Raw genomic sequence first — 13,382 nt, 5'->3', positions numbered from 1 at the left:
CTACGGCTCACACATCCCCCGCTGTTCGGCGTGCCAGGCATTGAAACCACACGCACGACCCTCAGGGCTTAAACACCACCCGCAGGCAATTATCGGTTTTTTCCTTGAACAGCTTGTAGCCTTGCGCCCCGTCTTCCAGGCTCATGGGATGGGTCAGCAAGTAGGCAGGGTCAAGCTCGCCTTTGCGAATATGCTCGAACAGGGTCGGTGCGTAACGCTGCCCCGGTTGCTGTCCGGATCTTAGCGTCAACGCCTTGTTGACGATCGCGCCCATCGGGAACTTGTCGAGCAACCCACCGTACACGCCGACCACCGATACCGTGCCGCCTTTACGGCAGGCACGTATGGCCTGCCTTAGCACGCTGCCGCGTTCGGTGTGCAGCCTGAGCAACTGCTTGGCCTTGTCATAGGCATAGTCGATCTCGGTGCCATGCGCCTCCATGCCCACACAGTCGATGCAGCGATCCGGGCCGCGTCCGCCAGTCAACTCCAGCAAGGCTTCGTGCACGTTGGTTTTCTCGTAGTTGATAGGGATCGCCTTGCCGCGTTCTTCGGCCAGGCGCAGCCGGTCGGGGTAACGATCAATCGCGATCACCCGCTCGGCGCCCAACAGGTAAGCACTGCAGATCGCCATCTGGCCAACGCCGCCGCAGCCCCACACTGCCACGGTGTCGCCGGGCTGGATATCGGCATTGTCCGCCGCGAAGTAACCGGTGGGCGCCGCATCCGAGACAAACAGCGCCTGCTCATCGCTCACGCCTTCGGGCACCTTGAACAGGTTGACGTCGGCGAACGGCACCCGCACGTAGGTTGCGTGACTGCCCGGGTAACCGCCAAAGGCGTGGCTGTAGCCGATGATGCCGCAGCATGGCTGGCCATACATCAGGTCCGTCGCCGACGGGTTTGGGTTGGAGTTGTCGCAGCAGGAGAAATCGCTGCGCTGGCACGGCTCGCAGTTGCCGCAGCCGATGATTGAGATGGTGATCACTTTGTCACCCTTGCGCAGGTCGGTGACGCCTTTGCCGACCTCAACCACTTCGCCCATGGATTCGTGGCCAATGATATCGCCGGGCTTCATGGCCGGTACGTAGCCGCCGAGCAAGTGCAGGTCCGAACCGCAGACAGAGGAGAGGGTGACGCGAATGATCGCGTCCCGTGGGTTAAGGATCGCAGGGTCGGCGACATTGTCGAGTTGCAGTAGATTAGGTGCTTGCCAAGTGAGTGCGCGCATCAGTGGGGTTCTCCTTCGATAACAACGCCGGTTTTGGCTGACGGGTGATCGGTTGCGACCTGGTCAGCGCCGGCGTGTACGTAAAAAAAATCGTCGTCCTGTTCCGGCCTGGAGCGGTTGTTGCTGACCTCGCCGGTCTCCAGTTGCTGCTTCACTGCCTGCAGGGCGTTGAGCAAGGCTTTGTCGCTGAACAGGCTGATCGCACGCGCCAAGCCATAGCCCAACTTGGCCATTGCCGGCTTGCACACCACCACCGCCTTGACCTGGGTTCCACGGCCGGCCGGGGCGGGGCTCAGCGAGACGGTAATGTCGTGCGCCCATCGCGCGTCGCCTGGAGTTTTCCAATGCACTACATGGCGATCCTGTGTATCGATCTGCACAAGCGCGCACTGCAGGCGCCGGCCGGCCGGTGCGCGGAGCTTCCAGAGCGCGGTGTCCGGGGTCAGTTGCTCGACACTGTCGACCCAGCGCAGCAACGGGCCGATGTTCTCGGGCCTGGCGATGAGGGCAGACACCTCATCCGATGGGCGCAAGATCGTGATACTGCGCGTGATTGCCTCGCTGATCGGCCACTGATGTTCGCGGCTGAATTGTGTTTCGTAGGGGGTTGGTGTCAACACCCGCTTCAGTGCGCAGTGCCCGGCTGCACCGCGAATTACACCGTAGGCGCCCGCCGCAACCTGGAGTGCACCACTCACCCCACCCTTGCGACAGCCATGCAGTAATAGGGCAGCGCCAGCGGCCAGCGAAAGTGTGCGCTCAGCCTTGGTCATCGTGCCGCTTCGGTGCGCGTCAGGAGGGGTGTGGGTGGATATTAGTGGCTGGTCAGTCATGGTCAATCCTCCGATGGATGTGTCTGCGATAGAAAAACCTGCGCAGCTTGAGTTCCACCGCATTTCACGATTAGAGATGAAAGGTTTCCCGCCCTTGAAGTTCAAGTTAGTCATGGCAGCGTATTGGGGCGCGGCGAAACAAGCCGGCGTTGTGTATATAAGTGCGGCGCACTAGTCACCGGCTCGCCGAACACCGTCACGGCTCTATGAACTGCTCAAAAAAAAGCCCGCACGGAGTACGGGCAAGACAGGAGTTTTACCAGAGCCTGGAGGGAGCAGGCTCAATAGTAAGAAGCGATAAAGCGATAACGGTTTGGTTTTTTTTAGAAGGCGCCGACGAATGGTCATGTCCCGATAGTGTCGCAAGTTGGCGCAACTAAAAATACACCTCAAGAGGGAAAATCTGAACCTTCGCGCTGCTCCAATAACAAAAATCAGAAGGAGGATATATGAAAAATTCTTTATATATTATCGAGTACGAATACCATCATAAGCCGAGATCTTTTATTATAAGAGCGGATGTCATGAATAATGCAGCGGCGTGGCATTGGGCATCTTGCGATGCTGGGATCGGTATAATTCCTCGGTCACGCCATGAAAAGATCAAACGGGTCAGCAGACCCCTTGCAGAACGCTACGGCCTGGAGAACGTCAGGTGGCGTCCTTCTGGAAGTATTCCGTTTATTGCGCAGCCCTATGTACCACCGCCCCCTGAATGAGTGTAACTTTTAACAAATACGCACATTTGAATAGAGTGTTGGTTTGAGTCAAGCCTTATTGTTTTTTCGACGTTCCTGCAGCATGCATAACTTGAGGGCGCTGCGTTGAAGTGCATCTATCATCAAGTCCGCCAGATACTGTTGCCTGCATGGCGGGCAGAGCATCTCGGCGGCGGTGGACACCAGATAGGAGGGTTCGTCCGTCGTCGGCTCGAAGGGCTGTTTACATTGGGCGCACTGGCCGTTCGCTTGTAGACCAGACATCTTCGATTCCTCCCTGAATTAAAAGCTCACTCACGATCCATGATGAGGTAAATGATTTCAACAAAAAAAAGGAGGAGTTTCAAACAAGCGATTAATTGATATTAAAGTGCCAATATTCGAGTTTCAAAGGGAAGGCGTGCGCATGACTGTCGGCGGGTGTCACGACAGACGCGTCCGCACGCCTGATCTGGCCCGCTCAGGCTTCGAGCTTTTTGCTGCGTGTTTTTCGCGTTGTGGATGATGGCGCCGCCTGGCGCTTTGATCGGGCCGGTACAGGCCGCGTAACATTGCTTTCGATCGTGCCCGAAGAGCTATCTATTTGCCCGGGCGTCAGTTCGTCTCTGGCTTGCAGCCAATGCACAAAATCCTGGCCGTCAGGCTTACCTTGTTGTTCCCAAATACGGTAGGCGGTGAGTCGAATCGTTTCTTCGTCCATCGTGGTGCTCCTGTTCCAGTTTAAAAGCGCTAGGAGTGAATGAAGCTGCTTACAAACTCAGCCTTGATGACCGGTAGTTCGATCCCATGGATCAAGCCGGCTGTCATGGCTTGTTGCGGGTCGAGAATGCGCGGTGCCGCTATCAGGTACTTTTCTGTTTCGAGTTTTTCCCTTGCATCCTTGGTACGCTCTTCGACGATGCGTGCATACAACTGCAAGTCGTAGTCAAGGCTCATGGCGTATTCGGACATGCGCGAATGGTCGACGGCGCCTTGCACATGCCAATGAAACGGATGAAACAGAAATTTACTGTGCTTGCACGCCGTCCTGCGCTCACCGGCCAGAAAGATGATATTGCCCATCGACTCCACGGTGCCCAGATTATGGGTGTGCACCGCGATCGGCAGCGCCAGCAGGAAGTTGTACATGGTAAAACCGTAGCTGCATTCGCCGCCCATAGTGGCGATGTTCACTACCAGCCCCGAAGCCTCTTGCTGAACGGCCAACGAGGCTTTTTCGATAAGTTGGCTGCAGGTAGAGGCGGTGACCGGCCCGGTAAAGTTAATGACGTGTAAAGGCATGGTGTCCCCCGTCCATCAAGGCAGGGGAGCACCGCTCCCCTGCATAAAGCACGTTAACCGTTGCGTCCGCCACCATGGCTGTTTTGGCCGCCTTTACGGCCAGCTTCCGAGGCTTTCTCACGGTCGTTGGCAAAGTTGCCGCCACTGTTCTGGCCGCCTTTGCTACCGGCTTCGGCGGCGCGCTCGGGATCATTTTTGAAATTGCCGCCGCTGTTTTGGCCACCCTTGCTTCCGATCTCCTGATAGAACTCTTTGTCATGGGAAGCCGAAGTTGCATCGCCACCTTTTTTACCGGCTTCGTTGACGCTCATTTGGTTTTGCTTGTCGTTAGTAGTCATCTCAGTAATCTCGTCGTTATGTCGTTGATATATCTTTCATCTCGATCTACAGGCACTTAAATACTGACGGTCGCTCAGGTTATAAATGCCTTTCGCACAGCGGAAGTGTTTGCGACGCATCGACAGTCGCTTCAGCCAGTTCCACGACGCGGAGATGTTCGTAACATGGCAATGTGTTCGCGCGTAGGCTTGCCCCTGCGTCAGTTCGCACTTGCGTGCTCGGCTTAGGAGGCAAAACGCTTCGCTGATAGTCTGCTGATGCACGCATGCTTAGTTCTCCTTTGCTATTAATAGAAGGGGCAGCATTGCTGCCCCCATGTGACCACGCTTACTACTTGCGGCCGCCGCCATGGCTATTCTGGCCACCTTTACGGCCAGCTTCCGAAGCCTTTTCGCGGTCATTGGCAAAGTTGCCGCCAGATGCCTGGCCGCCTTTCTTTCCCGCCTCGGAGGCTTTTTCGTGATCGTTGGCGAAATTACCTGGGTTTTTATTACTGGTCGTCATAATGCTACTCCAACTGTAATTGAGGTTTCGCTTACGCCCGTTTATTGCAACGGACATAGTTTCCGATAAGGGCGGTCGTCTAAATGTTTCGAGATTTTTTAAAAAGGACGATGAACGGTCTTTGGTTGAAAGAAACTTGTACGGACACGCGGTGTTCGCGCCGCTTCGTATAAGTTTTTACTTCAAGCGAGGCGGGAGTGCTATTAAATTAATGGCATTGGCTGCCGCTTCGCTTAGTGTCGAAAATGCTTTTAATTGAGGACTCTTGTACGGGGCGACTACCGAACATGCATCATGGAGTTTCAGACGCTTTATGCCAAATATATAGGTCTGAAACAGACTGATCGTAGGGCGGGGCTGACCAGGAAAACGGAGGCTGGCAAATGACCTGAAGCCCGCACCAACCCCTCGAACCGCCAATGATGGATTTGATTAAAGAGTGCGCCCCGTCAGCTCAATTTATCCGCCGACGCGCAGCATTCCGCCAGAGCGTGTTGAGCTCTTTTTAGCGGCCAGATACTGTCCCTTGACGATGGTCAATCGGCACCTACCAAGGCACGGCTGCGGCCGACTTATTTTTGCAGGCAACGCTGACCCAGATTTTCGGCAAGCGAGGTTTCGGCCAAAATCGCCTCTTCACGAAGTGCTGTCTCCAGCGCCTCCAAATGCCGCGAAAGTATTTTTACCGATCCGCTCAAATTGTCGGGATCGAAAGGAATTTTACCATTTGCGATCAGAACCATCGCCAGGTCCCAGGCGCGCTGAGAATTTTTCATCACGCAATCTCCTTTTCGCGCTTGGCAGCTTTTCCCCCGTCGGCGACCACGCTTACGGTGGGCAATGGAAAATGCTTGTTGAGCACGCCAAGATGCTCAATCGCTTCACGGAAAAGCGCTTCGGCTTTGCCGCGAAGGCGCAGATATTCATCAAACATTTCGCTATCGAAATCAGGTTGCTCCAGCAGGTCGAATGCGCTGCGGCTTAGGGCATTGGCCTCGTTGAAAAGCTTCTGATTCTGCTCCATGGCCAACTGGCGGCAGGCCATCATTTTTGCGTCGATGTCGTTGTGTTGCATGGCTTAAATCCTTCATCAGCAGGTTTCTGTATAACTGTGTGACCCGCTTGCAAAGCCCGTGTATCAAAATGGTTTTCTCTGAAATATCGATTAATTCAACGATTCAGTTTGCTTGAAATTATCGTCTTTTTAGATGGAGCTACTCGCTAAAAATCCGCGCCCCGTCGCTGTAACCGAATGACCTCTAACCAATATCCGTGAGATGTCCAGAAAGGAAACCCCGATCCGTGAGCAGAACGGGAAAATCTCCTTATCCCTACTGAGAAAGTCCCAACTAACGACGTAAACAACACAATTTTTCGATGAGATCAATCAACGACTCGTGGGCGACCGGTTTGCTGAGATGGGTACTAAAGCCCGACTCAGCCGCCTTTTTCTGGTCACTGCCGGCCCCGTAACCTGTGAGGGCGATAGCGGGCACCCGGCGCAGATGAGCTATCGCGCGCAGCTTCTGCATCAGCTCATGGCCGTTCATTTTCGGCATGCCAATGTCGGAAATGATCAAGTCGTACTGAGCAGCGCGGGCTGTTTCCAGCGCACTCTGTGGGTCATCGAACGCGCTGACTTGCGCGCCTTCCATCTCCAGCAATACATTCAGCACTTCGAGCACCTCGGCAGAGTCCTCCACCAGCAACACCTTCACGCCGTGGAGGCGTTCATCCTCCTCCTGTTCAGCGTCAGAACGTTGTAGATGATCCTGTTGTTCGCACAGCGGCAGCCATATCGAGAAGGTGCAGCCAAAACCCAGCCCTTTGGAATGGACGCTGACCGAGCCTTCGTGAGCCTCCACCAACTGGCGTACCAAGGACAAGCCTATGCCAAGGCCCTCGCGTTGATGCGTCTGATGCTGGTTTTCTGCCTGCCCGAACAGATCAAAGATCTTCTCCAGGCTGTCATCGGCTAGGCCGATGCCACTGTCGATCACGTCCAGCTGGGCGCCCCCCTCCGAGCGGCTGAGCACCAACTGAACCTCACCGCCCTCCGGGGTGAATTTCAGGGCGTTGTTGACCAGGTTCCAGATCACTTGCTCAATGCGCGTGGGGTCCACGTCGACTATCAGGGGGCCATGATCCGAAGGTGTTTGCAGCGTTACATGACGACGATGCCCGTCGGCGAGCACTACGCTATGGATATCCTGCAGCGTGCGAATCAGATCAATCGGTTGTTTTTTCAGCTTGAGCTTGCCCGTGCGTACCCGGGCAACATCCAGCAGGTCATCAATGATCCGCGCCTGGCTGGATACGGCCTCGCAGATTGTGTTCACGGCTTTGATCGCCGGGACCGCCGCCTTGGTGGCGGGCAAGCGACGCAGTAGTTCCGCGTTCAGTTGGATCAGGTTCAGTGGATGTTTGAGTTCGTGCGACATCACCGCGAAAAACTCGTCCTTGAGATGGCTCTTCGTCTGAGTTTCGATCAGGCGCTGCCTCTGCTCATCCTGGGTGCGTTTGTGGCCAGTGAGGTCGCGGGCGATCTTGACGTAGCCCTGCAAGCTGTCGCTCTGGAGCTGAGTGATCTCACCACTGCAGTAGAACCGACTGCCATCCTTGCGCACATGCCAGCGCTCATCTTCACCGCGACCGTGTTCGCGGGCCGCGCGCAGTTCGCTCTCCGGCATGCCGGAGGAGCGGTCCTCCGGTGAAAAAATAAAGTCGTAATAAGCGCCCAGCACTTCGTCCTTGGTGTAGCCGAAGATCAGTTCTGCACCCGTGTTCCAATCGGTGATGGCACCATGGTCATCAAGGATGATGATTGCAAAGTCATGGGTACTCTCGGCGACTAGGCGCATGCGCTCCTCGCCCAGGCGCAGTTCTTCCTCGGCTTGGCGCCGCTTGGTGATATCGATGAAGGTAAGCACCGTGCCATCGATATGGTCCTCGCTGGAGCGGTAGGGCAACAACCGTGCAATGTACCAGCGGTCGTTCTTACCGCCGATTTCCCGCTCAATTGTACCGAGTGACTCAAAGACGGTCGTGGCGTCTTCGGTAATTTCCGGGTAATCGAGGCGGTGGGTGATGTCCATCAGCGAGCGTCCAGTGTCCACCGGAAGCATGCTGAAAATATCGGTGGCGCGTGGCGTGAACCAACGGATGCGCATGTTGCGGTCAACGAACACGGTGGCGATGTCGGTGGAGGCGATCAGGTTGGTCAGATAGTCATTGACCTTGTCCGTTTCTTCTACCTTGGTTTTGAGTTCATAGTTGACGGTCAGCAGTTCTTCGTTGATCGACTGCAGCTCTTCCTTGCTGGTTTCCAGCTCTTCGGTAGCCGAGCGTAACTCTTCATTGACCGCCTGCATTTCCTCATTGGAGGCCTTGAGCTCTTCGCTTGAGACTTCCGACTGCTCGATGGCGTCCTGCAAGTGCAGCTTGGTGCGTTGTAGCTCGCGTTCCAGGTTCCCCATGAGGGCGTTTTCGGCATGGCTGACAGTCGTGGTATCGACCTGTTGTGGGTCGATTGCGCTTTCCTGGAAGATCACCAGCACATAGTCGCTTTCGGTCGCGTCATCGCGATAGGGGTGGGCGGTGATGTCCACCATGAAGGGGCCCTGTTCGCGCTGAACGCGGATCTTGCGAGAGATCACAGGCATATTCGATTGCTGAACCTGGAAGAGTGTAGTGCGGATGTCGAGGCGCAGGTCCGGATGAACCAGGGCCAACAGATTGTGGGTGACTTCCCCGGCGACATAGCGCAGGAACCGCCCGGCACCTTCGCTCATGTGCAGGATGTTGGCTTGGATATCGACGATCACGCTGGGCGGCGCAGCTTTTTCCAGGGCGCGCAGATGGATATCCGCGAACGCAACTTTGCTGGGCGCCTTGATTTCAGTCGTAATCGACGCTGTGCTTGGGCGCAAGTAGCCGCCTCGCGGGATGGTTGGGGCGCGGCGCATAGCGGAGGAGCCGGCACGTACCCGAAAAATGCGGTTTCGTTTGTCAACCGGCACAAACAGGTCCAGGCAGCCGTCGGCCGACTCCGAGGAACCGAGGAACAAATAGCCTCCGGGGCGCAGCGCAAAGTGGAACATCTGCAAGATGTCGCGCTGCACTTCGCGGTCCAGGTAGATCAACAGGTTGCGGCACACGATCAGGTCGATCTGCGAGAACGGCGGATCAGCGAGCAAACTGTGTTTGGCGAACAAGACCTTCTCGCGAATTTCCTTGCGCACTCGATAGTGTTGGTTTTTCTCTTTGGCAAAATATTGGCGCAACCGCGGTGGCGGTACGTCGGTGATGATCGCCTCGGGATACACGCCGTTGCGGCCGTGGGTGACTGCGCGCTCGTCAATATCAGTGGCAAATACCTGCATCTTCGCGCCGCTGGCATCCAGCGCCAGTTGCTCGGCCAGCAGCATCGCGAGGCTGTAAGCTTCTTCGCCGGTGGAACAGCCGGCCGACCAGATGCGCACCTCTTCGCGGTGCGGCACAGTTTCTTCGAGTGACTTCACTAGGTTAGGTATCACGTCACGTTCAAGCGCTTCAAAGGCCTCGCGGTCGCGGAAGAAGTTAGTCACGCCGATCAGCATATCGCCGAGCAGGGCCTTGGTTTCGTCTGGGTGCTCCTGGAGGAAATTGTAATAGGTCGCCAGGTCCGGCTGGGCGGTTACTTGCAAGCGTCGCTCAATACGGCGCAACACTGTGGCGCGCTTGTAATGCTTGAAGTCGTGCCCGGTACTGGCGCGCAACTGAATCAGGATGTCCAGCAATAACTGCTCCGCCACGGCTGCATCGCGTTCGGTTGCAGGTGGGGTGGTTTTAATTTCGGGATCGTCGGCAGTGGGCAGGATGATTGACTGAGCATTGCGCCATAGCTCCAGCAGCTTCTGCGGCATTTCCACAACGGGAAGCACGAGATCGACCATTTGCGTTTCGATGGCAGCCCGCGGCATGCCATCGAACTCAGCATCTTCTGGTGTTTGTACCAGAGTGATCCCACCTTGCTCCTTGATTCGAGAAAGGCCAACCGCCCCGTCCGCTCCGGTCCCTGAAAGGATCACACAAAACGCCCGTTCTTTATGCGCGTCTGCCAAGTCGCGAAAAAACAGGTCGATGGCTATGTGCGAGCCGCCCTGGCGGGTTGATGGGGATACCGCTAAATAGCCATCATTCATTTTCAGATGGTGTGCAGGCGAGATGACATACACATGATTCCTTTCGATGGGCGTGGTGTCATTGACCTGCGAGACCGGAATACGGGTCGACTCCTGGATGATCTTATCCGCCACGCTTTGATGATCGGACGACAGGTGCAGAATCACCACGAACGCCATGCCGCAATCTTTGGGCATGTGCTCAAAAAACGCCTTGACTGCTTGCAGCCCGCCCGCAGACGCGCCAATCCCCACCACCGGAAAGTCCAAGTTGCTGGGAATAAGGTCCTTGCGTTGCGGAACGTTAGGGGACCGCTGGGGGGCAGACTTCATAAAATACCAACCTTGGTTAACTGCGCACGAGAAGAGCGTGGAGGGAGCAACTAAAGCGAGGGCAAGTGCTGAACCGAAAGCGAAATATAGCCGAAAAGCTGCGTAGAGCAGAATGCCTCGAATGTTGCTAACCCTGCAAACCTTTGCCTCCCGGTTGTGGCACGCAACGTTCAGAAGGTTTATTCAGACTGACCAATGGCACTGCTGTGCCTGAACGGTTATCTGATTTTTTCAAAATCTGTGTGAACTTACCCTCCCGGCCAACCCTCGCAAAAGTAATCACAGCCAGGAGGAAGACCGATGAACAGTTATCCAAAACCACCATTCAAGGCGCAACAGCAGCCCGTACCCGGTCAACAGCGCAAGATGGATCCAATGCCTGATTGCGGTGAGCAGACCTACACAGGCTCGGGCCGCCTCGCCAACAAAATAGCCTTAATCACCGGGGCCGACAGCGGCATTGGGCGTGCGGTGGCCATCGCCTTTGCACGCGAAGGCGCGGATGTGGCGGTCTCCTATCTGGATGAGCATGAAGACGCCAAGGAAACCGCGCGGTGGGTCGAGGCGGCGGGTCGTCAATGCCTGTTGCTACCCGGTGATCTGGGCAACGCGGATCAGTGCACGGCGATCGTCAGTGACACCGTGGAGAAGTTCGGACGCATTGATGTGCTGGTCAATAACGCGGCGTTCCAGATGACCTACGAAAGTCTGGAAGACATCCCCGATGAAGATTGGCTAAAGACCTTTAACGTTAACGTCACCGCGATGTTTCGCATCTGCAAAGCCGCGCTGCCGCACATGGCCGAGGGCAGTTCGATCATCAACACCAGCTCGGTCAATTCCGATGCGCCCAACCCCACGCTGTTGCCCTATGCGGCGAGCAAAGGCGCGATCGCCAACTTCACTGCGGGACTGGCGCAGATGCTCGGCAAGCGCGGTATTCGCGTCAACAGTGTGGCGCCCGGGCCAATCTGGACGCCATTGATCGTATCAACGATGACCGAGGACTCCGTGAAAAATTTCGGTGGCAATACACCGCTGGGGCGCCCCGGCCAGCCAGTCGAAGTCTCGCCCATCTACGTACTGCTGGCGTCGGATGAGGGCAGTTATATCTCCGGTGAACGCTACGGCGTAACAGGTGGCAAACCCATTCTTTGAATGAAGCGAGGCATTCGATGACGACGACAGTAGGCGACTTTCTGGTTGAGCGGCTCAGCCAATGGGGCGTTACCCGAATCTTTGGTTACCCGGGTGACGGTATCAATGGTGTATTCGGCGCGTTGAGCCGGGCGCAGGGCAAGATCGAATTCATTCAGGCCCGTCATGAGGAAATGGCCGCGTTCATGGCGTCGGCTCACGCCAAATTCACGGGGGAGCTGGGCGTGTGTATCGCGACTTCAGGGCCAGGAGCCTCGCACCTGATTACCGGGCTCTATGACGCGCGGATGGACCATATGCCGGTGCTGGCGATTGTCGGGCAGCAGGCGCGTGCTGCGCTTGGGGGGCATTACCAGCAGGAGCTGGACCTGGTGTCGATGTTCAAGGATGTGGCAGGGGCATTTGTGCAGCAGGCTATGGTGTCATCCCAGGTGCGTCACTTGGTGGACCGGGCCGTCCGCACGGCGGTCGGTGAGCGCCGAGTGACGGCGATCATCCTGCCCAACGATTTGCAGGAGGCGGCCTACGAGCCGCCCGCCAGGGCCCACGACACAGTGCACTCGGGGGTGGGTTATTCAAAACCGCGAGTGGTGCCGTATGAGGCAGATCTACAGCACGCCGCAGACGTGCTGAATGCCGGTGAGAAAGTTGCGATTCTCGTCGGCGCAGGGGCGCTGGCGGCCACCGATGAAGTCATCGCCGTCGCCGAAGCGCTTGGCGCCGGGGTGGCCAAGGCGCTACTCGGCAAGGCTGCAGTCGCTGACGATTTGCCCTGGGTTACCGGCAGCATCGGCCTGTTGGGCACCGAGCCCAGCTACAAGCTGATGACCGAATGCGACACCTTGTTGATGATCGGCTCGGGTTTTCCTTACTCAGAGTTCCTGCCCAAGGAAGGCCAGGCCCGTGGCGTGCAGATTGACCTGCAACCCGACATGTTGAGCCTGCGTTATCCCATGGAGGTGAATCTGGTGGGTGATGCCGCCGAGACCCTGGCTGCGCTGTTGCCGTTGCTCACCCGCAAGACTCAGCGTAAATGGCGCAAGAAAGTCGAGGGTTGGCGTGCTAGCTGGGAGAAAACCCTGGAGAAACGCGCCCTGGCAAAAGCCAAACCGATCAACCCGCAACGCGTGGTGTACGAGCTGTCTCCACGCTTGCCCGACCACGCCATCATCACCAGCGATTCCGGCTCCTGTGCCAACTGGTATGCCCGCGACTTGAAGATCCGCCGTGGCATGCAATGTTCCCTGTCCGGTGGCTTGGCGTCCATGGGGGCCGCCGTGCCGTACGCCATCGCCGCCAAGCTTGCGCACCCGCAGAACACCGTGATCACGCTGGTGGGCGACGGCGCGATGCAGATGAACAACATGGCCGAACTGATCACCGTGGCCAAATACTGGCGGCAGTGGCAGAGCCCTAAATGGATCTGTGCGGTGTTCAACAATGAAGACCTGAACCAGGTCACTTGGGAGCAGCGCGTGATGGAAGGCGACCCCAAGTTTGAGGCTTCGCAAACCATTCCTGACGTGCCGTATCACCTGTTTGCGATTTCGCTGGGGCTGAAGGGGATTTTCGTTGAGCGCGAGGAGGATGTGGCTGGGGCCTGGGAACAGGCGTTGGCCTCGGATGTACCGGTGCTGATCGAGTTCAAGACCGACCCCGACGTGGCGCCACTTCCCCCGCATATCAAACTGGAACAGGCCAAAAAGTTCGCCACCACGTTGCTCAAAGGCGACCCGGATGAAGCCGGGGTGATTGTGCAAACCGCCAAGCAAGTGTTGGCCAGCGTACTGCCAGGAGGCGCAAAAAAATAACGAACGCCTGC

The 13,382-nt window shown here is 56.8% G+C and carries 13 protein-coding genes; 3 read left to right on the top strand and 10 right to left on the bottom strand.

The window, feature by feature from the left end; all coding sequences use genetic code 11:
- Window positions 1-61: 61 nt before the first annotated feature.
- A complete protein-coding gene (locus A9971_RS28760; protein WP_174395376.1) occupies window positions 62-1,231 on the bottom strand; it encodes a zinc-dependent alcohol dehydrogenase in 1,170 nt (389 codons plus the stop codon).
- Complete coding sequence (locus A9971_RS28755; RefSeq protein ID WP_183000313.1) at window positions 1,231-2,064, bottom strand: SRPBCC family protein; 834 nt, start codon at window positions 2,062-2,064, stop codon at window positions 1,231-1,233. Before A9971_RS28755 ends, A9971_RS28760 begins: the two co-directional genes overlap by 1 nt.
- A gap of 449 nt (window positions 2,065-2,513) precedes the next feature.
- Here A9971_RS28755 and A9971_RS28750 point away from each other — a divergent pair, with 449 nt between their 5' ends.
- On the top strand, window positions 2,514-2,783 hold the full coding sequence (locus A9971_RS28750) for a DUF6555 family protein (protein WP_174395378.1): 270 nt from the start codon (window positions 2,514-2,516) through the stop codon (window positions 2,781-2,783).
- A 48-nt stretch (window positions 2,784-2,831) separates the two neighbouring features.
- Here the strand turns inward: A9971_RS28750 and A9971_RS28745 are convergent, their stop codons facing one another.
- The 8 genes from A9971_RS28745 to A9971_RS28710 all read right to left on the bottom strand — a co-directional run bounded on the left by A9971_RS28745 (window position 2,832) and on the right by A9971_RS28710 (window position 10,402).
- Window positions 2,832-3,047, bottom strand: a complete 216-nt coding sequence (locus tag A9971_RS28745) for a hypothetical protein (RefSeq protein WP_174395379.1) — start codon at window positions 3,045-3,047, stop codon at window positions 2,832-2,834.
- 196 nt (window positions 3,048-3,243) lie between these two features.
- Window positions 3,244-3,483, bottom strand: a complete 240-nt coding sequence (locus A9971_RS28740; protein ID WP_174395380.1) for a DUF2934 domain-containing protein — start codon at window positions 3,481-3,483, stop codon at window positions 3,244-3,246.
- Window positions 3,484-3,512: 29 nt separating this feature from the next.
- Window positions 3,513-4,064 carry an ATP-dependent Clp protease proteolytic subunit gene (locus tag A9971_RS28735; RefSeq protein ID WP_174395381.1) on the bottom strand — a complete coding sequence of 184 codons (552 nt, stop codon included), beginning with the start codon at window positions 4,062-4,064 and terminating at the stop codon, window positions 3,513-3,515.
- A gap of 53 nt (window positions 4,065-4,117) precedes the next feature.
- Window positions 4,118-4,402, bottom strand: a complete 285-nt coding sequence (locus A9971_RS28730; RefSeq protein WP_174395382.1) for a general stress protein — start codon at window positions 4,400-4,402, stop codon at window positions 4,118-4,120.
- Window positions 4,403-4,733: 331 nt separating this feature from the next.
- A complete protein-coding gene (locus A9971_RS28725; protein WP_027616405.1) occupies window positions 4,734-4,907 on the bottom strand; it encodes a general stress protein in 174 nt (57 codons plus the stop codon).
- Between the two features lie 572 nt (window positions 4,908-5,479).
- Window positions 5,480-5,683, bottom strand: a complete 204-nt coding sequence (locus A9971_RS28720) for a hypothetical protein (RefSeq protein WP_174395383.1) — start codon at window positions 5,681-5,683, stop codon at window positions 5,480-5,482.
- Window positions 5,683-5,982, bottom strand: coding sequence for a hypothetical protein (locus tag A9971_RS28715; RefSeq protein ID WP_174395384.1), 300 nt, complete (start codon window positions 5,980-5,982; stop codon window positions 5,683-5,685). Before A9971_RS28715 ends, A9971_RS28720 begins: the two co-directional genes overlap by 1 nt.
- A gap of 274 nt (window positions 5,983-6,256) precedes the next feature.
- Entirely contained in the window at window positions 6,257-10,402 is a 4,146-nt protein-coding gene (locus A9971_RS28710; protein ID WP_183000312.1) for a CheR family methyltransferase, read from the bottom strand.
- Between the two features lie 300 nt (window positions 10,403-10,702).
- Here A9971_RS28710 and A9971_RS28705 point away from each other — a divergent pair, with 300 nt between their 5' ends.
- Window positions 10,703-11,560, top strand: coding sequence for an SDR family oxidoreductase (locus A9971_RS28705; protein WP_174395386.1), 858 nt, complete (start codon window positions 10,703-10,705; stop codon window positions 11,558-11,560).
- Between the two features lie 17 nt (window positions 11,561-11,577).
- Entirely contained in the window at window positions 11,578-13,371 is a 1,794-nt protein-coding gene (locus A9971_RS28700; protein ID WP_183000396.1) for a thiamine pyrophosphate-requiring protein, read from the top strand.
- Window positions 13,372-13,382: the final 11 nt, after the last annotated feature.

This window comes from Pseudomonas sp. UME65 (genome assembly GCF_014170225.1).
Classification (GTDB): Bacteria; Pseudomonadota; Gammaproteobacteria; order Pseudomonadales; family Pseudomonadaceae; genus Aquipseudomonas; species Aquipseudomonas protegens.
The sequence above is the reverse complement of the archived record's forward strand: the minus strand, read 5'-3'. Positions and strand labels throughout refer to the sequence as shown.

Coding starts and splice junctions, on each gene's coding strand:
- A9971_RS28760 (WP_174395376.1), bottom strand. CDS start 1,231: ATGCGCGCACTCACTTGGCAAGCACCTAATCTACTGCAACTCGACAAT.
- A9971_RS28755 (WP_183000313.1), bottom strand. CDS start 2,064: ATGACTGACCAGCCACTAATATCCACCCACACCCCTCCTGACGCGCAC.
- A9971_RS28750 (WP_174395378.1), top strand. CDS start 2,514: ATGAAAAATTCTTTATATATTATCGAGTACGAATACCATCATAAGCCG.
- A9971_RS28745 (WP_174395379.1), bottom strand. CDS start 3,047: ATGTCTGGTCTACAAGCGAACGGCCAGTGCGCCCAATGTAAACAGCCC.
- A9971_RS28740 (WP_174395380.1), bottom strand. CDS start 3,483: ATGGACGAAGAAACGATTCGACTCACCGCCTACCGTATTTGGGAACAA.
- A9971_RS28735 (WP_174395381.1), bottom strand. CDS start 4,064: ATGCCTTTACACGTCATTAACTTTACCGGGCCGGTCACCGCCTCTACC.
- A9971_RS28730 (WP_174395382.1), bottom strand. CDS start 4,402: ATGACTACTAACGACAAGCAAAACCAAATGAGCGTCAACGAAGCCGGT.
- A9971_RS28725 (WP_027616405.1), bottom strand. CDS start 4,907: ATGACGACCAGTAATAAAAACCCAGGTAATTTCGCCAACGATCACGAA.
- A9971_RS28720 (WP_174395383.1), bottom strand. CDS start 5,683: ATGAAAAATTCTCAGCGCGCCTGGGACCTGGCGATGGTTCTGATCGCA.
- A9971_RS28715 (WP_174395384.1), bottom strand. CDS start 5,982: ATGCAACACAACGACATCGACGCAAAAATGATGGCCTGCCGCCAGTTG.
- A9971_RS28710 (WP_183000312.1), bottom strand. CDS start 10,402: ATGAAGTCTGCCCCCCAGCGGTCCCCTAACGTTCCGCAACGCAAGGAC.
- A9971_RS28705 (WP_174395386.1), top strand. CDS start 10,703: ATGAACAGTTATCCAAAACCACCATTCAAGGCGCAACAGCAGCCCGTA.
- A9971_RS28700 (WP_183000396.1), top strand. CDS start 11,578: ATGACGACGACAGTAGGCGACTTTCTGGTTGAGCGGCTCAGCCAATGG.